The following is a 17,643-nucleotide window of genomic DNA, read 5'->3' on the forward strand; positions in this document are numbered from 1 at the left end:
GGCAATTTGACATCAAACTACCTTTATATAGATTGCATTTATTTATTGCGTCGGCCTGTCCAATTCAATAATATGTTTTCATGCCTGACCTAAAAGGAGAATAACAATGGGTGCTATGAGTTTGATTGATCGCCAAGATCTGGCAGCAAAAATTATTGCTAGTGGCGATTTGTATCGCAATGATTGTGACTGCGCCGTTGAATATAAGCATAATTCAAAGGCCGACCTCGATGAGCTTGTTGAGACCATCCTGGAGGTTATCGCCCCTTTCGGCGCAGCCGGGCTTAGGTATTTGGCCTCTAGCGCCAACGAAGTTGCGGAGGAAGAGGAGTTTATAGCTGCGTATGGGCAGGAGGAAGAGGAGCTTACCGAATTCGACAAAATTGCACTTATGGCCGCCGTAAATCTCATAGGCGGCGACCAACAAGCTTACAATCGAGCGGCAGACCTTGTTTCTGTAGGCCTATACACTGTAAAGGAAATTTGTTACCTAAACATAGATAAGCTGAGGACGTTGTTGATCTAACACCAGCAAAGCCAGCTTCGAGCGATAGCTGGCTACAGTGGCGCCGAGGCAAACCTCAGTCCAGGAGGAATGCCTCGCCAAGCAATGGAGCCAGTTGCGCGGGCTTTTGGCCGGGTTCGAACGATTTTATTAGGAACGTCTTGCCATCGCCGTCTCGAAGCATTAACCCCTGCTTTACAAGGCGTGACTCAACAAATAGCTCTGCAAACAAGCCAAGCGCGGAGGTATCATCATCAACCTGGCCATAAATCCATCCGTAGTCGTCCGCAACGGCATCGGTAAGGAAATGGTCAGCAGGGCTAAGTGCGCGCTTTACAATACGCCTAATTCGCTTAACCCCTTTTGCCATCAGCACGCAGTACCAAATAATTGGAATTAGGGGAATGGAAATCAAAACCCCGCCCCACACGTTAATCTGATGCACAATCCAGCGCACGAGGCTCCAAAGTCGGCGCACCGGAACCAGCCAGTTGACCCTCATTCCTCTCCCCTTGTCATTGATAAAACCTCATCGTAAGCGTCCGTTGCATCCGAAAAATCCGCCACCGCCCTGGACATAACCCGGTAGGTTCGGCCATCAGCGCCATGGAAATGCAGGTGTGTCCCCTCAAGCCAAGCCTCCTGCAGCTTGGTGTGATGCCCAGTCCCCGACTCAATACCATCCTCAGCTTTGTAAGCAAAACCAAAAACAGTGATGCCGCCCTGCCAGTGCGCAAAAACTGCATTTTGGAAAATCCAAAGCTCAGTTGGTTGGTTTGTCATGCAAAAAACTCAGGGCAAGCAGGCGGTGCAAATTGCCGAAAAAGTCCATTCGTTGATCATCGAGACTAAGGATCATGTATTGGTGGCGCTGCGAGTCGATTACGCCGATTCCCATGTCGTCAACCCAAGCTTTACGCAACGGGAATGTCTGGTGCACTTCGCCATCGAATTCTTCATCGTCGACAACGCCGTATGCAAGACCGACCACGTCAATTATCCGGTCGGTGCACAGTATGTAAGCGTCATAAATCAGAGCATTAGTAGCCATGCCGCCTCCTCTTTACGCCTGGATTGTAGCGCCTGCTAGTGCTGCCAGCAATAATATAGTGGCAAAAGCATATCGCGACAATGCCTAAAAGCTGACAACGTGACAAAGGAGGACTAACTAATCCTCCTTTGTCACTAGCCGCGTAGGTCAGTGCAGCTCTAGATCTTGTTCCTCCTCGAATTCTAGGGGCTGACCAGGAATATACTCGATGTACCTAACTTTAAGCCTGCACTCCCTAGGCTTAAATATCGCATCAAACAAGGCGTCAATGAGTTCCAGGATCTCCTTAATCAGCTTTTGGAGCTGGTAGTCTCGCCCTGTAAACTTGATGTAGAGCGGCTTTTTTCTACGCCCTGAGACTGGTACGAACTCATAGTAGTAGACTCTAAGTCTTTCTTGTTCTTCGCTATCTCTTCTTGCAATCTCGACCTGAAGTTGATGAATGGTTTCTGGATCATATTTAATTCCTTCTTGAGTTGTTAGTTTGTGCCAGGTGAGCCGGGAGCGTTTGAGTTGTCTACCGCTGATGTGTTTGCCATCAAACTCGAAGCTGATGCCCTTGGGCTGGCCTTCGTCGTTGAGGGCGAGGTGGATGTAGACCTTTTGCTTTCTCAACGCCCTGACGAAGTCGAACATGTCGCCGTCCTGGGCGGTCGTGGCCTCGATGGCGCCTGCAATTTTGGCAATCATTTTGTGTTTCAGGGGCAGGTCGCCGTCCCTGATCGATGCCTGGAGTTCTGCATGGGTGATCGATACGCCCCATGTGTCTTTGGGCTTTGGTGCTTTGCTTAGGTTAAAGCGGTCTTCGATTTTGGATACAGAGTCCAGGCTGACGGATCGTTCATTGCTGTCCTTGACCATAGAAAAGTCGTCGTTGAGGCGGATGCGGTTTGCGACGATGTGTACGTGTTGATGGTCTTTGTCTTGATGCATTACCGCAACGAACTGGTTTGTTTCGTCAAAGCCGAGGTCGTCTAGGTAGGTTTCGACGGCTGTGCGCCATTGGGACGTGGTTAGGGATTCGCCTGGACGGAGTGACAGCATGGCGTGAAATACCGGCTTGATCGGCTTGTCGGAGTCTATGGACAGGCGCCGCAGGTTCTCGACCTGGTCGAACTCGCGGATCATCTCCAGTACGTCTGATTCATCACCCTGGAGGACGGCTGGCAGGGGGTCGCGGCTCATTGTGTTATGGCTGATCGTTCGGATGCCGGAAATTTCGTGGTCGTGCTTGGTGCATCCGAATATGTACCTTATACGGCCCTTAAATGAACCTGCAGATTTTGGGAAGATTTTGCCGATCATTGCACACCCCCAAGGTTTACCTGGGCGATGTACTTAACCTTTTCCAATAGCTCAGAGCCTGGGCGGTCGGCGTTGATCATCGAGGCTAGGTTCATGAGCTCGCGGGCGATCTGGACTACGTCCTGGCTTACTTTGGGCTTGACCTGGCCGTTCGCAACAAAGTCCCTGATAAACGCGCTTGCGGACTTGTAGCCTGCTTCAGACATCTTGGCATTAAGCGTGTCGAGCTCAGACCTATTAAGCCTAAAGGAAATCATTGCCTCTTTGTTTTGCTTATCTGTAGTTTTCATCTTGACCCACCTTTATTGTTTTAGTTATCGAGCCTTTTTTAACGCAACACCCGGAGGGATGTGAGTAGCTTTCCTTATTTGTCTAACATAGACACAACTGGCTAAAAAGAAGCTCTAGGATTATTATGCAATTGGAGCTTTTAGTGATTCTAGTGCTTTTGTTGATTATTTTTATTTATTTGCTTGTATACCTAAACTTTCGCAAGGTGTGAATGCGAAATCGCAGTGTATGAGTGCGAAAACCGCAAACAACGAGAGCGAAATCACAATGGTCGAGTGCGAAATCACAAGGCAAGAGTGTGACGTCGCAAGCAACCAATGCGATTTCGCTATCGGTGAGAGTGACCTGGTTCAGAGTGCGACAGACTTCACTTGCAGAATCTTTGCATCAAGCGGTTTAAGTGAAGACAAATAACCACGACAAACGATGTCCTTGTCGATCTTTGCACTATCGTAAATTTCGCTTTCAACCTTGGTGGTTGCGTTGCGAATTTCGGTCAGATAGGCAGACTTGTATCCATCGGTTACATCCACCGACTGACCTTGGCCGCTATGGTTGCACAGCACTTTGATGTAAAACGCGCCCACTCCTGCCCTCTCGGCAATTGAAATAAAACTTGCGCGAAGAATTTTGCGTGGAAGGTGTTTTTTATCCAAAAGCTGGTTGGAAACCTTTGTCAAAAAATCCCTGACGTTAGCTTCGCTGAGTTTCTCCTGCTCCACACCCGCAAAAACATAATCACCGGAATTTTGCTTGGCAGCGTAAAGCAGCTGGCAATAAGCACTGTCATTAAGTACCAGGTGGAACTCCTCAGCATTTTTCAGGGCATCACACTTTCTTTTCACCTGGTCGCGAGCTGGAAAGATAATTGAGCGGGTCTTATGGCAGACGTATTCTTTTCGAATCTTACCAATCTCACCTGGCCTGATCCCGGAAAAGAGCATAAACAACACGGCAGCTGAAGCACTCTTAAAGGATGTAGGTACTTCCCTAAGCGGAGCCTTATCACCAATTTCAATTGACGCGGAGATAATTGCGCCGAGCTCCTCTGGATTCACTCGGATTTTAGATCGTTTGTTTTTGTGCCACTTCTTAATAGTAGTCATGATGTCAACAGGGTTGAAGTCATAGACCCGCTGGTTTGCATCATCAAGGATAACCACGATTGAAAAAGAAAAAATTGAACCGAGCAAAGTTACGGCCTTGTTGGCAGACCTATGCCGGGGCTCACTCATTACACCATTTGCGCGCATGACGGGCTGACTTGTTTTGGCGTGCAGCTCAAGTACGTCCTTGTTCGAAATCGTGCCAAGAGGTCGCATCCCCAGTAGCGGCCTAACGTAATTATCGTAAGTTGTACGATAATCGCCCACTGTGCTTTCCGCCAGTTCACTTTTTCCGGCAATCATCATCTCAAACGCATCATCAACGGTAATGCTATCCCGCAAACTTTTCCTTTCCTCGGCAACGAGAATTACGTCAAGGTTTGCATAAGTCTTTTCCGCTGACTCTCTGATTACTGGAAGCTTAGTAGTCTTGTAGTCAAATACATCAATTTTGCGGCGCTGATCCTTGCCATTAACTTTGCGGATCACATAAAAGGTTTTGCCACCAGCCTTGGTAACGCGGACAGCCAGGCCTTTGGTATGCGTGTCATATACGTAAATCTCAGACTTACCATCAGGGCACGTCAAATCCCTAATAGCGTCCTTGGTAAAATTGATTTTCACAGCCACAGGCACACTCCTACCCGGTTCCTAAACCGTTGATTTCTTCATGATTTTCGTGTCTAATCGCCTGCTTCACACCTGCCCCGGTGGTGAAATTGGTAGACACATCGCACTTAAAATGCGCCGCCGAAAGGTGTGCCGGTTCGAGTCCGGCCCGGGGCACCAAGCAACACCCTCCCCTCGTCATCCCTGGCGATCAGCTTCAAACCCCTTACCTGTCTGTCGCGGCTAAACGCCTTGGGCCTTCGCACGCCCGGAATTTGCCTAAAAACTGATCAGCCTGGCCGTCCAGGTGCTTGGTAGCTCTCGGCAGCCGCTTGGTAGCTTCTTGGTAGCTTCTTGGTAGCGCTTGGTAGCTGATTTGGTAGCCGCACCGTCAGCTCCCCCCAGCTTCTCCCCTCTCAAGCCATCTCTGCTCAGCGGTGCGATAGTCACCCCAAAGCCTTGATTCTCAAAGCTTTTAAGCTCAAAAACACGGAGCTCAGCTCTCGTAAGCTTTCATAAGCTCTTGCCAGCGGATTGAGGGAAGAATGACTTAAAATCTGTCGGCGTGAGCCTTGCGGGTTCGAGTCCCGCCACTCGCACCAAATTTCTTCGCAAAAGGCGCCCTCGCGGCGCCTTTTTGCTGCCCGCCTGCAAGGTGTTGCGCAGCTGCTAGAGTGGAGCTTGAACCCGTCCACTGGAACGCCGCCATGCGCTACTCCCTGTTCGATGGTCAACGCGACATCATTATCCTGATTGCCCGTGTGCTGCTGATGATCCTGTTCGTCTTGTCTGGCTGGGGCAAGCTGACCGGGTTCGAAGGCACGGTCGGCTACATGACTTCACTGGGCGCTCCTGCCCCCATGTTGGCAGCGGCAGTAGCCGTGCTCATGGAATTCGCCGTCGGCATACTGCTGATCCTCGGTTTCTACACCCGGCCTCTGGCCTTCCTGTTTGCGTTGTTCGTGCTGGGCACGGCGCTGCTGGGCCACCCGTTCTGGAACATGGTCGACCCTGAGCGCAGCGCCAACATGACCCAGTTCCTGAAAAACCTCAGCATCATGGGCGGCATGTTGTTACTGGCGGTAAGCGGCCCCGGGCGTTTTTCGGTGGACGGGCGCTGAGTCAGTCGTCTTCGCGGTCGTCGAACCAGGCTGGGTGATCACGCTCTTCTTCATCAAGGTCATCCAGCGTTTCTTCGTCCTCCTCGATGTCATCCTCGACGCCTCGGGCATCGGCTTCTGCTTCAGTGTCGTCGTAGAGGAATTCGTGATCAAGCAGGTGATCATGTTCGGGTTCGTGCAGGTCATCTTCGTCGCGCATGCTGACTCCTGGGCTGGTGGCAGGCCTGTATAGGCGGATCGGCTGCACAGGTCAATGCATTACCGCTTAATGCTGGGTTAACCGGCCAGACCCAAGCTGCAGGCTCTCCCTTCAAACGTTGCTTGCCCGCCATACCCGGCGGGCTTTTTTATTGCTGCCACTCCCCCTCCGTCCAGTGCAGTGAAATCACATGGAACCCGGCCCATGCTGGCCACCCTCGAGCTGAGCCATGCATGACAAGTCCATCACCTGAGCTTCACAAAATGCTGACATCCCGCTGGGCACACTGAACCTGCTCCCTATGTTCCTACAGCCCGCCGCATCGTTGCCGCGGGCTTTTCTTTTTGTGGCATGCACAGTGCCTCTGACCATGACCTGAGGCAGTTTTACCGTATCGGCCCAGGGCTATGCTTAGCCGGCGATAAGCAAGCCCATTCGGAACAGGATACGGAGGCTCGTATGAAAGCTGCTGTTGTTGCACCAGGCCGTCGCGTGGAAGTGGTGGAGAAAACCCTGCGCCCCCTCGAGCACGGTGAAGCGCTGCTGAAGATGCAATGCTGCGGTGTGTGCCACACCGACCTGCATGTGAAAAATGGCGACTTCGGTGACAAGACCGGTGTGGTGCTAGGTCACGAAGGCATCGGCGTGGTCCAGGCAGTAGGGCCAGGCGTCACCTCGCTCAAACCGGGCGACCGCGCCAGCGTGGCCTGGTTCTACCAGGGCTGCGGGCATTGCGAGTATTGCAACAGCGGCAACGAAACCCTGTGCCGCGAAGTGAAGAACTCCGGCTACACCGTGGACGGCGGCATGGCCGAAGCCTGCATCGTCAAGGCCGACTACTCGGTCAAAGTGCCCGACGGGCTCGACTCCGCTGCCGCCAGCAGTATTACCTGCGCCGGCGTCACCACCTACAAGGCGGTGAAGATCTCCAACATCCGCCCCGGCCAATGGATCGCCATCTACGGCCTCGGCGGCCTGGGCAACCTTGCCCTGCAATATGCCAAGAACGTCTTCAACGCCAAAGTGATCGCCATCGACGTCAACGAAGAGCAACTGCGCTTCGCCAGCGAGATGGGCGCTGACCTGGTCATAAACTCACGCACCGAGGATGCCGCCAAGGTCATCCAGGCCAAGACCGGTGGCGCCCATGCCGCCGTGGTTACCGCCGTTGCCAAGGCTGCCTTCAACTCGGCCGTTGACGCCCTGCGTGCGGGTGGCCGCCTGGTTGCGGTCGGCCTGCCGTCGGAAGCCATGAACCTGAACATCCCTCGCCTGGTGCTGGACGGTATCGAAGTGATCGGCTCGCTGGTCGGTACCCGCCAGGACCTGCAGGAAGCTTTCCAGTTTGCGGCGGAAGGGAAAGTGGTGCCGAAGGTGACTCTGCGACCGATCGAGGATATCAACCAGATCTTCGATGAGATGCTGGAGGGCAAGATCAAAGGGCGGATGGTGATTCAGTTCGAGGGGTGATGACCCATGTGCGCTGGCTATTGGTGCAGCGCACACTACCCTGAAATGGACGCGCCTTAGGTCCTGGTTTCAGGTAAGCGCTATGCTTGATACACGATTTTATCCAAGTCGTGGTTTGTAGTCGGTTCGCAAGCAGAAGACTGGCTAGCACATCGGAGTGAACGTATGGGCATCCGCAGCTTGGCGAAAAACCTGCCACCCGACCCGGACAACGACGGCTGGGTACTTGGATGGGGCGTACTGAGAGACCGGCATCCCTGGCATTTCGTCGATGTGTTTGCCGACCAGAGGACCGCCAGGGCCGAGGCGGTGCGCCGCGGGGCAGGCTATGTTGTGGAGTTCGGCTCGCACCGCCTGGGATCGGATGAATTCGTTTGTGGGATATCCCCGCCTGAAGGCTAGCGTTTGAATGGGCGGAGCGGCGGGCGATGGATCCTAGGGCCGTAGGCGACAGACAGCTATCGACCCATAGCGGAAATCTGTAACCAAGGCCGCTTCGCGGCCCATCGCCGGCAAGCGCGGCTCCCACAGGTACAGCGCATGCCTGAAAGTTGGTGATATTCCTGTGGGAGCCGGCTTGCCGGCGATGAGGCCGGTACTGACTACAGAGCTTTGGATCAGTGTCCGCCGTGGGTCGAAAGCAGCCTTTCAGCATAGGTATGAACCCAACAACTTGATAGATCTGACTAGTCGACAGGGCCGACATGCCCTGGTCGGCGTTACCCCTTGGTCAGATCAACCAATGGCGTCTGCCGCACCTCGGTTTCGCGCCCACCTTGTATCTCGCCAACCTGTTTCAAGGCCTTGTCCACTGCCACCTTGTCCGCCAACAAGCTGTAGCTGATGTGGAACTGCCTGTGTTCCTTCGGCCCGATTGTCGGCACTAGGTTCAGTGGCCGCTGGTAACGGCGGTTGTAGGAAAAACTCGTCCCCGGCTCGAGCCCGGTCACATAACCCTGGCCTTGTGTATCGGTATTTTTCCACAGGGAAAATACAGGCAATGTCCGAGTATTGAAGCCGACCGAAACGCCCAGATTGCCAGCCTTGTCATGCAACACGGTCAATGTATTGCCCTGGTCATCGGCATACGGCACCACGTTGTAAACCGTTTCGTCATAGTCCTTGGTCGGCGCTCGGTAGGTTTGCCAGTCGGGCAGATCTGCCCTTGCCTTGTCGTTGAATGGCGACACTTGCTTCACTGGCGCGGCAAAACGAGCGCCCTGCTCCAGAAACGGGGTGCTGAAGTTACTGTGATAAAGCGCCTGGTATTCCTTCGGATAGTCACCGTTGTTGGTCAAGGTGTCGTTGAGGGCGAACTTCACGCTGCCGGGTTCGGTGACCAGTTCGGTCACGACGGAGAAGTCGACTTTCTTGAATGCCTGCTCTTTCAGTACACCACGCAAGGTAATGGCGTAAGGGGGCTTCTCATCAATGTGCAGGGTGACTTGGTTCGCAGGAGTGTTGGCAGCCCGACCGTGCAGGGTCAGCAGTTCGCCGTTGTCGACGCCAGGGTGGCCGACCCATTCGTAACCGCAGCGGGTGACCAGTTCATTGAAACCTTCCAGCCAGCCCAGGCCATTGCGCCCGTTGAGGTCGATGAAGGACGGGTTGACCACTTCCTTGACCGGCGAATCCCAGCCCATGCGCACATTGCCGACCGACGCCTGCAAGACGTTCATTCCACGGGTCGGCACGACCGAAAGTTTCATCGTACCGTTATCGATGTCGACGATGCTGACACCCTCTTGCCGACCGCCGTGCAAGGTGCGCAAGGTAACGCTGAAGGGCTTTTCGGTTTTTACACCAAGTTGCTGGCTGGTGATCTGCCAGTTCTGGGCGGCTTTGTCGGTGTCGAGCAGAACGTAATCCCAGGCCATGGTGTTGGAAGCCGCAGTCAGGGCGCCAAGTGCAACGAAGAATTTGAGGAGGGGCATAACAGGTTGCCTTTCTTGGAGTTGTTCCCCTTTATAGACACGAAGAAACGTTTCAGCAAGCTAGCCAAGCGATGCTTTCGATTGGCATGGGTTTCTTTAGCTATTTTCGGGGAGTAGCCTCGGCACAGTGAATCTTTCGAGCCCGATCAGGTTATCAACCTTGTGAAGGCATCAGAGAAACAGAAAAACTGCACAACTCGATAGAATTTTCATTGCCATGCCAGACGGTTTCCCTGATTTGCCCTCGCTGAACGCGTTGCGTGTTTTTGAAGTGGTGGCTCGCCGCTTGAACTTCCGTGTGGCTGCCGAGGAACTGGGTGTGACCCAGGCGGCAGTTGCCCAGCAGATACGCGGGCTGGAAGCGAGCCTGGATCTGCGTTTGTTTGAACGCCTACCCCGCGGTTTGGCGTTGACTGATGCAGGCCTGGGCTATAGCGGGAGCATTCGAAGTGCGCTGGCCATGATCGACGAGGCAACACGCCTGCTTCGGCCACAGACTTCTCACCTGACAGTCAGCGTTACACCTACCTTCGCCTCAAAATGGCTGATTCCCAGGCTCGGCAATTTTGCGCAGAGTCATCCAGACATCGATTTGCGTGTGCTGGCAACCGATCGGCTGTCGCACTTCAGCACCGATGGTGTTGATATCGCTGTCCGTTATGGCAAGCCCGAGTTCGGAGCGGGCTTGAATAGCGAACTGCTGATGGAGCAGCTAATCGTTGCGGTGGCCAGCCCAAAGCTGTTCGAAGGCAGCGAAATACCTGCAAGCTTTGCGCAATTGCAGGATTTCGTCATGTTGCACGACGCCCATAATTTCTGGCCTCAGTTCCTTGCAGAGCTGTTCCCACAACACATGCAGCCCACGGCCAGAAACCTGCGTTTCAATCAGACCTCATTAGCCATTGAAGCGGCAATCAGCGGCCAGGGCATTGCCCTGGCCAGCCCTGCGTTCGTCGGTGATGACATTGCCGCAGGCCGGCTGATGCAGGTTTTTCCCCAGCAACTCAGGATCGACAAGTCGTTTTATCTGGTCTGGCCACGCAAGATGAAACAGCCGGACTCGTTGAGCGTGGTCCAACGCTGGCTCAAGCAACAAGCTGCCGATAGTTAATCTATCGTAATAGTGAAGTTTAGCTGTCTCCCTCACCAATGGGGCTGCTGCTAAGGTGAATGCACCTGAAAAATCAGCATTGAGAGATTGGAGGCAGCATGCCAGTAGAAAAAGTTGCGATTATCACGGCAGGTGGCAGCGGCATGGGCGCTGCGGCAGCACGACGCCTGGCCGCCGAAGGCTTCAAGGTTGGGATTCTCTCCTCTTCGGGCAAGGGCGAGGCGTTGGCTGCCGAACTCGGCGGTATTGGTGTAACCGGTAGCAACCAGTCGGTTGAAGACCTGCAACGCCTGGTCGACGCTGTCGTGGAGAAGTGGGGCCGTATCGATGTGCTGGTCAATAGCGCCGGCCATGGTCCACGCGCGCCAATCCTGGAAATCAGCGACGAGGATTGGCACAAGGGCATGGATACTTACCTGCTCAATGTCATTCGCCCGACTCGGCTGGTGACGCCTTACATGCAGCGTCAGAAGAGCGGAGTGATCATCAACATCTCCACTGCCTGGGCGTTCGAACCCAGCGAACTGTTTCCGACTTCTGCGGTATTCCGCTCGGGCCTTGCCGCGTTCACCAAGATCTTCGCCGACAATTTCGCCGGCGATAACGTGCGCATCAACAACGTCCTCCCTGGCTGGATCGACAGCTTGCCGAGCACCGAGCAACGCCGCGACAGCGTGCCGCTCAAGCGCTACGGCACCAGCGAAGAAATCGCTGCGACCATTGCGTTCCTTGCTAGCGAAGGCGCGGCCTACATCACTGGGCAGAACATCAGGGTCGATGGCGGCGTAACACGCAGCATTTGATCGTCCGTGGCCGCAGCACTGCTTCGCCCCAGTGCCCGCTATTCAGTGGATCGAGGCGATGCGGCTACAATTGACCCTGACTTCACACCCCGATAAGGCGGAAAACCGAGCTCCACCTTGGCGACTTCCTTCGCAGGGTTAGGCGGTTGACAGCTACCCCTTCGCGGCAGGCTTGAGTCTGAACGTAACCCCCATCCTGTTGAAAGCGTTCATTGCAGCAATCGTGGCAGTCAAATCCACCAAGTCTCGCTCGTTGAAGACCGCGGAGGCGGCAGCGTAGGCCTCGTCCGAAACATGGGTTTCTCCCACATTGGTCACCTCTTCTGCCCACTTCAATGCAGCGCGCTCTAGATCAGAGAATAAGTGTTCCGCCTCATGCCAAACCGCGACTAGCAGCACCTTGTCAACTGGCATGCGGCCTTTGATCAAGTCACGAGAGTGAAGATCGATGCAGAACGCGCAACCATTGATCTGTGATACCCGAAGGAAGACCAGATGTATCAACTCCGGAGGTAGATTCGTTCCGGTGGTTACATAGTGGTGTAAACCGGTCAGCGCTTTTGCTGCACCGGGAGACTTTTCAAACCAATTCATACGAGTCATACATACTCCATAAGCGCTTTCGTAAACACAGACGCATTTTATTGCGTACGCGGCTCGGCTCATGGGTCCAATCCGCTGTAATTTCTGGGTTCCAATAGGTGGCTAGGGCGCTTTTCTGCCTCCCTGCTTCCTTGCTATGGAGAGAACTTTCCAAAACCGTCGATCACCGCCTCACAAGCCAGGCCGGCTATTCGGCTTCTCTCAAGCGCTGCTGCGCAGCTGCCCGCCATTCGGTCAGACTCTTCAAGCAATCCCCCGAGCACCACGACGGCAGAGGTTCCTGCCTGGCGCTGCTGGGCAGCGATGGTATCGCAGGTGGCTCGGCGGCCGGCGCGCAGTCGGGCGATCTCATCGTACAGCCCGCCAGCAGCAGACTCAGCAGCAGTAGCGCGGCTGGTGACCTCTTCCAGTTTCTTGCGTGCATGCTCAAGGCCAAGCACTACATTCGCTATGTCGACGACTTCGTGCTGCTGCATGAGTCGCCGCAGCAGCTGAATGACTGGCTCCGACAGATCGAGGACTTCCTGCCCAGCCTGGGCGTCAGGTTAAACCCCTCGAAGACCATCCTGCAGCCAATTGACCGTGGCGTGGACTTCGTCGGCCATGTGATCAATCCATGGCGGCGCACCACTCGCAAGAAGTCAGTGGCGCAGGCCATGAAGCGAACGGCTGCAGTGCCAGCAGAGAACCTGCTCGAGACGGCCAACAGCTACTTCGGCCTGCTTGGTCAGGCCAGCCATAGCCTGAAGGATCGTGCAGCACTGGCCAATCTTGTGCTGCGGCGCGGGCATGTGGTCAACAGCGCATTGACCCAGACGTACCGTAAGCGATGACAGGAGCACATTTGTACTCCACTCCGCTGCAACCCCTCTCCCCTCTATTCACTGCCGCGATATCGCGGCGAGGAGAATTGTCGATAGCCATCGGCCAGTCAGTCGTCGTTATGGCTTTCTGAAACTGAATCTTTTCCTTCAGCGGCCCGTATATCGGCGAATTTGATCCACTCATCGAAGGCGATTCGGTGGGCTTTGCAGGTCTTTTCCCATTCGATCCCATTCATTCGCCCATAGGCGATCTGGTTCATCGTGGCAGCAATTTGAGCATCGAGCTCTCTGAGAAGCAGATAAGCCTGGTAATGGCTTTCCTTTGCGTTGGGCATATAGCTCACCTCACGGATGGATGACAGAGCTATCAGCTTCAACGGCTCATACGGTGGACTGCCGGTTCCCCAGTTAAATCCCATCACTTTCAAATAATTCCGATAAATCGGCAGGAGTATGTCATGCCTGAAGAAAAGCAACTGATCCAGCCGCTACAGGTGGAGCGCGATGAATACGGCTTCTGGACCCACCCGGCTTGGCCAGACGACGGCGACGAATGCGCACTTCCGTTCAGCTGGTTCGGTGACCAAGGCCTGGAGTACTGCGTGATCGAGATGGAAAACGACGGCCCGGAAGAACTGAATGCGGAATGGCTCGACGCCGGCGGCGACTATGACTGCACGCCCTGGCAGCCAAGCAAGCCGGTCGGTGATGGCTGGTTCACCTTCTCGATCCACGACACCGAAGACGGCCCTGTTTGCGTGTGGATCCGCCACAAGGTGGCGGCATGACCCGCCTCGCCCTCTGCCTCCTGCTGCTGGCCACCGGCGCCAGCGCAGCACCACAGCCCCAAGAGAACGTCATCGACGTACAGCACGAGCCCTGGCTACAGGCGTCGAATCGCTGCTGGCTGAGAACGAGGCGCTGCGCAAGAACGCCGACCGGTACCTGTGGTTACGCGAACATCACTGGCTCTGCGAGAAGGATGTGGACAGCAAGATGGCTGCCTGGGACGCGCCGAAGGAGGTGCAGCCATGATCCTGCCCCTGATGTACATGGCCTACCTGATCTACCGAGGCCCACGGTGAACAACCACCGGTACCAGCCATTCTCGGCGCGCGGCATGGGTAGCTGGCACACCTGCAGCATTTGCGGGACATCCAAACACAGCGGCTTCTACTGGCTAGCCGGCTACAAGAGCAAAACCGAGCCGCCCTGCATCGCCTGGAAGATCGATCCAGAGTGGAAGGCCCAAGCCATCCCCGCGCCAATCACCGAACCCTAATCACCCACCCACTACTCAAGCCCGCCGACATGCGCGGGCGAGGATCACCCCATGCCCGAAATAAAGTGCGAGCACGGCCACACCATGCGGATCGGAACTGACCAGTGGGTGGAAACCCTTACCCTTGACCAGTTGCGGTACGCCCGCGACCAGATGGCCCTGAAGATCCAGGCAGCTGAAGCCCAGCCGAAACGCTGCGTGTGGCGCATCTGCCGCGGCGCCCTGGTCGAGGAGAACTACCGCGAGGAGGACTTTGAGAAGGCGGCCGACCATCTGGTGCGGATATTCAAGGAGAGCTTTGTCGAGGAGGCAAAGGCTTTCGCCGAGCGTCACTACGGCACGCTGCGCTTTGAACGCGAGATCCCCCACATCTCTGTCGAGCTGGTCAGCCAGTTCGAATATGACAACGAGTGGTTCCCGGCCAAGGCCTGACCACCAACCTGCCGCCACCGGCGGCGTGGAGACCATCCCATGGAAACCGAGATCCTTTCGGACGAAGAGCTGGTGGCGATCACCGGCTACAAACCCCGGGCGTGGCAGCGCCGTTGGCTCACAGAAAAAGGCTGGCACTTTGTCGAGAGCCGCGGCGGCCGGCCACTGGTTGGCCGCCAGTACGCCCGACAGAAGCTGAGCGGCGTGGTGATCGACACCGTGCCTGTCGCTGCAGCCCCGCCCCCAGCACCGGCCTGGACCCCTGATTTCTCCCGAGTAAAGTGACATGCGACCCAGAAGTACCGAGAACCGCGACCTGCCGCCGGGCATGTACCGGCGAAAGCGCACCAGGAAAAATGGCAACACATGGGTCGGCTACTACTATCGCGACCAAACCGGCAAGGAAATCCCACTCGGTACCGACCTGGTGCAGGCCAAGCTGAAGTGGGCCGACTTTGAAGCCAAGGCCACTCCCGCCGAGCTGAAGACGATGAAGGGAATCTTCGACGAGTACGAGCGCAAGATCATCCCGGGCAAGGCCGCCAGGACCCAGAAGGACAACATCTACGAGCTCAAGCAGTTGCGCGCCGTATTCGACTCAGCGCCCATCGATGCGATCACGCCGGCCATGATTGCCCAGTACCGCGATTCGCGGTCGGCAAAGACCAGGGCAAACAGGGAAATCGCCCTGCTCTCCCATGTTTTCAACACGGCAAGGGAATGGGGGCTCACCACCAGGGATAACCCTTGCCTGGGTGTACGCAAGAACAAAGAGAAACCTCGCGACTATTACGCCAACGAAGCTGTGTGGAAGGCCGTGTATGAGGAAGCGTCGGAAGAATTGAAAGACGCTATGGACTTGGCATATCTCACAGGCCAGCGGCCAGCAGATGTGCTTTCAATGCGAAGGGACGATATTGAGGGGATTTATCTGCTGGTGAGCCAGGGCAAGACAGGGAAGCGTCTTCGGATCATGCTGCAGACGAATGGCGTGAACAACAGCCTGGGTACTCTGCTGGAGCGCATCATGCGCCGAAATAGTGAGCACCTTTCGCCGTTCTTCATCCTGAACAGCAACGGCAAGCGATTGTCGTGGGAGATGTTACGTAACCGCTGGCAGGACGCCAGGGAGACAGCGCGGGTGAAGGCAATAAGCAATAAGCAGCCCGAACTTGCAAACCGAATTGCTCAGTTCCAGTTCAGGGACATCCGACCCAAAGCCGCATCCGAAATCAACGATCTGACTGATGCAAGCTTGCTGCTGGGCCACTCGAAAGAGGGAATTACCGAGCGGGTCTATCGTCGCGTCGGCGCCATCGCGAAGCCTTCGAAAGGTTGAAGTTTCGGAACTCCACCCTAAAAGTTTCGGAACTCTTGGCCTTTTCAAACCCATAAAGAAAAACCCCGCAGACGTTAATCTGCGGGGCTTTCGAATGGTGGAGGCCGAGGTCGGAATCGAACCGGCGTAGACGGATTTGCAATCCGAGCCGCATTTCCTTGGATTTCAGTAGCTTACGAGAAAATCAATTCCGCATAGAAGCTTTTTTAGCAACGCTGCAGCCCTTTAAAATCAAGGGGCATGTCAGCAGTTGCGGAACTGATTTTCGCGCCTGCTCAGCGGTTTTCAAGACCGTGGGCTAAAGCCTATTCAATGCGGGCTGTACCGCGAAATCGATTCCAAAACTAAGACGAAACGACACGGCTACAGACCCCATACTGCAAGGGTTGCTGCTCCGGTTTCGAATCGATTCTTGATGAAAAAAAGCTCAGGTGACCGCTACAATCCGCAGCACTCTTACCTTGCAGGAAGCTTACTATATGACAGATCCATTGAAGCACTCCAAAGCGAACATCGCCGCGGCTGGGCGAGCGTTGGAGTCAATGATCGGGGCGAAGTCGTTTGACATTTACGAGCATGAGTGGCGGGAGTTTTTGGGGCATATAGAAAAGGCCTGGATAAAAGCAGAGCGCGCATGCGTCCCTTTTCAGGAGAAGTTTCAGCCTTGGCAGGGTAAGTACGTCAAGCTTCGCAGAAAGGACATGCTCCTCAGCTATCTCAAGGCAGCCCGAGACGTAGACAACCATTCAATTCAGGATTTAGCGAAGATGAATCCGGGGTACACAGGAATGAATTTCATTGATCGTAGGGGAGGATTTATCGAAAAGCTGGTGATCGGCCCCTCAGGGCAGATTGTTGAATACCGCGGCGACCCATTAGTCGTCACGGAGGTACCGCCGCTACCAGTAGCTCTTCGAGTGAAAAACAACGGTCAATGGTATGAGCCTCCAACCTCACACCTCGGTCAACCATTAACCGATATGCACCCGACTAAGCTGGCCACATTGGGTCTAGAATTTTACAAAGCCTTTCTCGCTGAGGTTGAGCGAATTTTCTTTCCGCAATCCTCGCCCCAGTAATGCAGCAGTAGCGTGAGATTCGAGCCTCAGGCCGCGTCACAAGCGGCCTGTGCACCTCTCCTGTCTAATACGGTTCGGCCTGTTTCAGCGACTTTCGCCCAGTAAAACCGAGATGCTTTTGAGCGGTATTAGACAGCCCAGACCACCCTCCTCCGGCGTTCTGCCGAACTACTCCAAATCCCTCTCAGACTCATCCAGCGCCCACAGCCTGGCTGCCTCGGCAAGCTCGAGCATGTCGACCAGATCACCGTCATCGACCTCCTTTCGGCGGTGCCCGGCATAGGCCATCTCGCTGAGTACTGCTGCGCGCCCATCAGGATCAGCCACCAGGGCAACCTGGTCGTTCAGCTCGTCCAGCCAGGCCTGCGGAAGCTCAGTCGCCATAACTGCCCACCGCCCGACACCACCACGACTGGGCATACAACACACCGTCGATTTCCTCGACACCGTTGATGTTGATCCCGAGCTGGGCCATGCCATTGAGCTTGGCGTCGTGCAGCCGGGGGATGATGTCGGGACCGGGGGACGGGTTGAACACCCACGCCTGGGTCGAAACCCGGCCCAGCGGCTCACTGTGGT

General features: G+C 55.1%; 23 protein-coding genes, 1 tRNA gene and 2 pseudogenes. 13 read left to right on the forward strand and 13 right to left on the reverse strand.

Annotated features, from left to right (window positions below):
• The first annotated feature begins 106 nt into the window (after window positions 1–106).
• On the forward strand, window positions 107–526 hold the full coding sequence (locus MJ643_RS26285) for a hypothetical protein (protein ID WP_156858350.1): 420 nt from the start codon (window positions 107–109) through the stop codon (window positions 524–526).
• Window positions 527–581: 55 nt separating this feature from the next.
• Here the strand turns inward: MJ643_RS26285 and MJ643_RS26290 are convergent, their stop codons facing one another.
• The 6 genes from MJ643_RS26290 to MJ643_RS26315 all read right to left on the reverse strand — a co-directional run bounded on the left by MJ643_RS26290 (window position 582) and on the right by MJ643_RS26315 (window position 4,888).
• Entirely contained in the window at window positions 582–1,007 is a 426-nt protein-coding gene (locus tag MJ643_RS26290) for a hypothetical protein (RefSeq protein WP_156858351.1), read from the reverse strand.
• Window positions 1,004–1,288 (reverse strand): hypothetical protein, encoded by a 285-nt coding sequence (locus MJ643_RS26295; RefSeq protein WP_156858352.1) that lies wholly within the window; start codon window positions 1,286–1,288, stop codon window positions 1,004–1,006. The genes MJ643_RS26290 and MJ643_RS26295 overlap by 4 nt, the downstream gene beginning before the upstream one ends.
• A complete protein-coding gene (locus tag MJ643_RS26300) occupies window positions 1,269–1,556 on the reverse strand; it encodes a hypothetical protein (RefSeq protein WP_156858353.1) in 288 nt (95 codons plus the stop codon). The genes MJ643_RS26295 and MJ643_RS26300 overlap by 20 nt, the downstream gene beginning before the upstream one ends.
• A 147-nt stretch (window positions 1,557–1,703) precedes the next feature.
• On the reverse strand, window positions 1,704–2,861 hold the full coding sequence (locus MJ643_RS26305; RefSeq protein ID WP_156858354.1) for a relaxase/mobilization nuclease domain-containing protein: 1,158 nt from the start codon (window positions 2,859–2,861) through the stop codon (window positions 1,704–1,706).
• Window positions 2,858–3,151, reverse strand: coding sequence for a hypothetical protein (locus tag MJ643_RS26310; protein WP_156858355.1), 294 nt, complete (start codon window positions 3,149–3,151; stop codon window positions 2,858–2,860). The genes MJ643_RS26305 and MJ643_RS26310 overlap by 4 nt, the downstream gene beginning before the upstream one ends.
• Window positions 3,152–3,502: 351 nt before the next feature.
• On the reverse strand, window positions 3,503–4,888 hold the full coding sequence (locus tag MJ643_RS26315) for an integrase family protein (protein ID WP_247727109.1): 1,386 nt from the start codon (window positions 4,886–4,888) through the stop codon (window positions 3,503–3,505).
• 74 nt (window positions 4,889–4,962) lie between these two features.
• Here MJ643_RS26315 and MJ643_RS26320 point away from each other — a divergent pair.
• Together MJ643_RS26320 and MJ643_RS26325 are read left to right on the forward strand one after the other, a co-directional pair.
• Window positions 4,963–5,047: transfer RNA gene (locus MJ643_RS26320), tRNA-Leu, on the forward strand.
• A gap of 527 nt (window positions 5,048–5,574) precedes the next feature.
• A complete protein-coding gene (locus MJ643_RS26325) occupies window positions 5,575–5,988 on the forward strand; it encodes a DoxX family protein (protein WP_015270882.1) in 414 nt (137 codons plus the stop codon).
• Window position 5,989: 1 nt separating this feature from the next.
• Here the strand turns inward: MJ643_RS26325 and MJ643_RS26330 are convergent, their stop codons facing one another.
• Window positions 5,990–6,187, reverse strand: coding sequence for a hypothetical protein (locus tag MJ643_RS26330; protein ID WP_013973197.1), 198 nt, complete (start codon window positions 6,185–6,187; stop codon window positions 5,990–5,992).
• 459 nt (window positions 6,188–6,646) lie between these two features.
• Between MJ643_RS26330 and adhP the strand changes: the two genes are divergently transcribed.
• Complete coding sequence (gene adhP / locus MJ643_RS26335; RefSeq protein WP_013973198.1) at window positions 6,647–7,657, forward strand: alcohol dehydrogenase AdhP; 1,011 nt, start codon at window positions 6,647–6,649, stop codon at window positions 7,655–7,657.
• A 165-nt stretch (window positions 7,658–7,822) separates the two neighbouring features.
• Complete coding sequence (locus MJ643_RS26340; protein ID WP_013973199.1) at window positions 7,823–8,059, forward strand: hypothetical protein; 237 nt, start codon at window positions 7,823–7,825, stop codon at window positions 8,057–8,059.
• Window positions 8,060–8,376: 317 nt separating this feature from the next.
• Here the strand turns inward: MJ643_RS26340 and MJ643_RS26345 are convergent, their stop codons facing one another.
• A complete protein-coding gene (locus MJ643_RS26345) occupies window positions 8,377–9,591 on the reverse strand; it encodes an aldose 1-epimerase family protein (RefSeq protein ID WP_013973200.1) in 1,215 nt (404 codons plus the stop codon).
• A gap of 217 nt (window positions 9,592–9,808) precedes the next feature.
• Between MJ643_RS26345 and MJ643_RS26350 the strand changes: the two genes are divergently transcribed.
• Both MJ643_RS26350 and MJ643_RS26355 read left to right on the forward strand, forming a co-directional pair.
• A complete protein-coding gene (locus MJ643_RS26350; protein ID WP_013973201.1) occupies window positions 9,809–10,702 on the forward strand; it encodes a LysR substrate-binding domain-containing protein in 894 nt (297 codons plus the stop codon).
• A 98-nt stretch (window positions 10,703–10,800) separates the two neighbouring features.
• Window positions 10,801–11,505, forward strand: coding sequence for an SDR family oxidoreductase (locus tag MJ643_RS26355; RefSeq protein WP_013973202.1), 705 nt, complete (start codon window positions 10,801–10,803; stop codon window positions 11,503–11,505).
• Window positions 11,506–11,658: 153 nt separating this feature from the next.
• Here the strand turns inward: MJ643_RS26355 and MJ643_RS26360 are convergent, their stop codons facing one another.
• On the reverse strand, window positions 11,659–12,108 hold the full coding sequence (locus MJ643_RS26360) for a carboxymuconolactone decarboxylase family protein (protein WP_013973203.1): 450 nt from the start codon (window positions 12,106–12,108) through the stop codon (window positions 11,659–11,661).
• 134 nt (window positions 12,109–12,242) lie between these two features.
• Window positions 12,243–12,530, reverse strand: a pseudogene (locus MJ643_RS26365) (DUF2514 family protein); the annotation flags it as partial.
• 3 nt (window positions 12,531–12,533) lie between these two features.
• Between MJ643_RS26365 and MJ643_RS26370 the strand changes: the two are divergent.
• Window positions 12,534–12,941, forward strand: a pseudogene (locus MJ643_RS26370) (RNA-directed DNA polymerase); the annotation flags it as partial.
• Between the two features lie 98 nt (window positions 12,942–13,039).
• Here MJ643_RS26370 and MJ643_RS26375 read toward each other — a convergent pair.
• Window positions 13,040–13,267: a hypothetical protein gene (locus MJ643_RS26375; RefSeq protein ID WP_023662810.1), complete on the reverse strand. Its 228-nt coding sequence runs from the start codon at window positions 13,265–13,267 to the stop codon at window positions 13,040–13,042.
• A 123-nt stretch (window positions 13,268–13,390) separates the two neighbouring features.
• Between MJ643_RS26375 and MJ643_RS26380 the strand changes: the two genes are divergently transcribed.
• From MJ643_RS26380 to MJ643_RS26400, 5 genes are all read left to right on the forward strand, one after another.
• Complete coding sequence (locus MJ643_RS26380) at window positions 13,391–13,720, forward strand: hypothetical protein (protein WP_023662811.1); 330 nt, start codon at window positions 13,391–13,393, stop codon at window positions 13,718–13,720.
• Window positions 13,721–14,265: 545 nt separating this feature from the next.
• On the forward strand, window positions 14,266–14,646 hold the full coding sequence (locus MJ643_RS26385; RefSeq protein WP_023662813.1) for a hypothetical protein: 381 nt from the start codon (window positions 14,266–14,268) through the stop codon (window positions 14,644–14,646).
• Between the two features lie 39 nt (window positions 14,647–14,685).
• Window positions 14,686–14,931 (forward strand): DUF4224 domain-containing protein, encoded by a 246-nt coding sequence (locus MJ643_RS26390; protein WP_003251051.1) that lies wholly within the window; start codon window positions 14,686–14,688, stop codon window positions 14,929–14,931.
• A gap of 1 nt (window position 14,932) precedes the next feature.
• Entirely contained in the window at window positions 14,933–15,985 is a 1,053-nt protein-coding gene (locus MJ643_RS26395) for a tyrosine-type recombinase/integrase (RefSeq protein WP_013973206.1), read from the forward strand.
• 479 nt (window positions 15,986–16,464) lie between these two features.
• A complete protein-coding gene (locus MJ643_RS26400; RefSeq protein WP_247727110.1) occupies window positions 16,465–17,064 on the forward strand; it encodes a hypothetical protein in 600 nt (199 codons plus the stop codon).
• 168 nt (window positions 17,065–17,232) lie between these two features.
• Here MJ643_RS26400 and MJ643_RS26405 read toward each other — a convergent pair whose 3' ends face one another.
• Both MJ643_RS26405 and MJ643_RS26410 read right to left on the reverse strand, forming a co-directional pair.
• A complete protein-coding gene (locus MJ643_RS26405; protein ID WP_023662103.1) occupies window positions 17,233–17,448 on the reverse strand; it encodes a hypothetical protein in 216 nt (71 codons plus the stop codon).
• A partial coding sequence (locus tag MJ643_RS26410) for a hypothetical protein (protein ID WP_247727111.1) occupies window positions 17,438–17,643 on the reverse strand: 206 nt, incomplete at its 5' end. The genes MJ643_RS26405 and MJ643_RS26410, both read right to left, overlap by 11 nt.

This window comes from Pseudomonas sp. PNPG3, from assembly GCF_023093815.1.
Lineage (GTDB): Bacteria > Pseudomonadota > Gammaproteobacteria > Pseudomonadales > Pseudomonadaceae > Aquipseudomonas > Aquipseudomonas asiatica.

Coding starts and splice junctions, on each gene's coding strand:
- MJ643_RS26330 (WP_013973197.1), bottom strand. CDS start 6,187: ATGCGCGACGAAGATGACCTGCACGAACCCGAACATGATCACCTGCTT.
- MJ643_RS26360 (WP_013973203.1), bottom strand. CDS start 12,108: ATGACTCGTATGAATTGGTTTGAAAAGTCTCCCGGTGCAGCAAAAGCG.
- MJ643_RS26325 (WP_015270882.1), top strand. CDS start 5,575: ATGCGCTACTCCCTGTTCGATGGTCAACGCGACATCATTATCCTGATT.
- MJ643_RS26405 (WP_023662103.1), bottom strand. CDS start 17,448: ATGGCGACTGAGCTTCCGCAGGCCTGGCTGGACGAGCTGAACGACCAG.
- MJ643_RS26290 (WP_156858351.1), bottom strand. CDS start 1,007: ATGAGGGTCAACTGGCTGGTTCCGGTGCGCCGACTTTGGAGCCTCGTG.
- MJ643_RS26385 (WP_023662813.1), top strand. CDS start 14,266: ATGCCCGAAATAAAGTGCGAGCACGGCCACACCATGCGGATCGGAACT.
- MJ643_RS26400 (WP_247727110.1), top strand. CDS start 16,465: ATGACAGATCCATTGAAGCACTCCAAAGCGAACATCGCCGCGGCTGGG.
- adhP (WP_013973198.1), top strand. CDS start 6,647: ATGAAAGCTGCTGTTGTTGCACCAGGCCGTCGCGTGGAAGTGGTGGAG.
- MJ643_RS26345 (WP_013973200.1), bottom strand. CDS start 9,591: ATGCCCCTCCTCAAATTCTTCGTTGCACTTGGCGCCCTGACTGCGGCT.
- MJ643_RS26305 (WP_156858354.1), bottom strand. CDS start 2,861: ATGATCGGCAAAATCTTCCCAAAATCTGCAGGTTCATTTAAGGGCCGT.
- MJ643_RS26340 (WP_013973199.1), top strand. CDS start 7,823: ATGGGCATCCGCAGCTTGGCGAAAAACCTGCCACCCGACCCGGACAAC.
- MJ643_RS26375 (WP_023662810.1), bottom strand. CDS start 13,267: ATGCCCAACGCAAAGGAAAGCCATTACCAGGCTTATCTGCTTCTCAGA.
- MJ643_RS26355 (WP_013973202.1), top strand. CDS start 10,801: ATGCCAGTAGAAAAAGTTGCGATTATCACGGCAGGTGGCAGCGGCATG.
- MJ643_RS26350 (WP_013973201.1), top strand. CDS start 9,809: ATGCCAGACGGTTTCCCTGATTTGCCCTCGCTGAACGCGTTGCGTGTT.
- MJ643_RS26390 (WP_003251051.1), top strand. CDS start 14,686: ATGGAAACCGAGATCCTTTCGGACGAAGAGCTGGTGGCGATCACCGGC.
- MJ643_RS26395 (WP_013973206.1), top strand. CDS start 14,933: ATGCGACCCAGAAGTACCGAGAACCGCGACCTGCCGCCGGGCATGTAC.
- MJ643_RS26380 (WP_023662811.1), top strand. CDS start 13,391: ATGCCTGAAGAAAAGCAACTGATCCAGCCGCTACAGGTGGAGCGCGAT.
- MJ643_RS26310 (WP_156858355.1), bottom strand. CDS start 3,151: ATGAAAACTACAGATAAGCAAAACAAAGAGGCAATGATTTCCTTTAGG.
- MJ643_RS26295 (WP_156858352.1), bottom strand. CDS start 1,288: ATGACAAACCAACCAACTGAGCTTTGGATTTTCCAAAATGCAGTTTTT.
- MJ643_RS26285 (WP_156858350.1), top strand. CDS start 107: ATGGGTGCTATGAGTTTGATTGATCGCCAAGATCTGGCAGCAAAAATT.
- MJ643_RS26300 (WP_156858353.1), bottom strand. CDS start 1,556: ATGGCTACTAATGCTCTGATTTATGACGCTTACATACTGTGCACCGAC.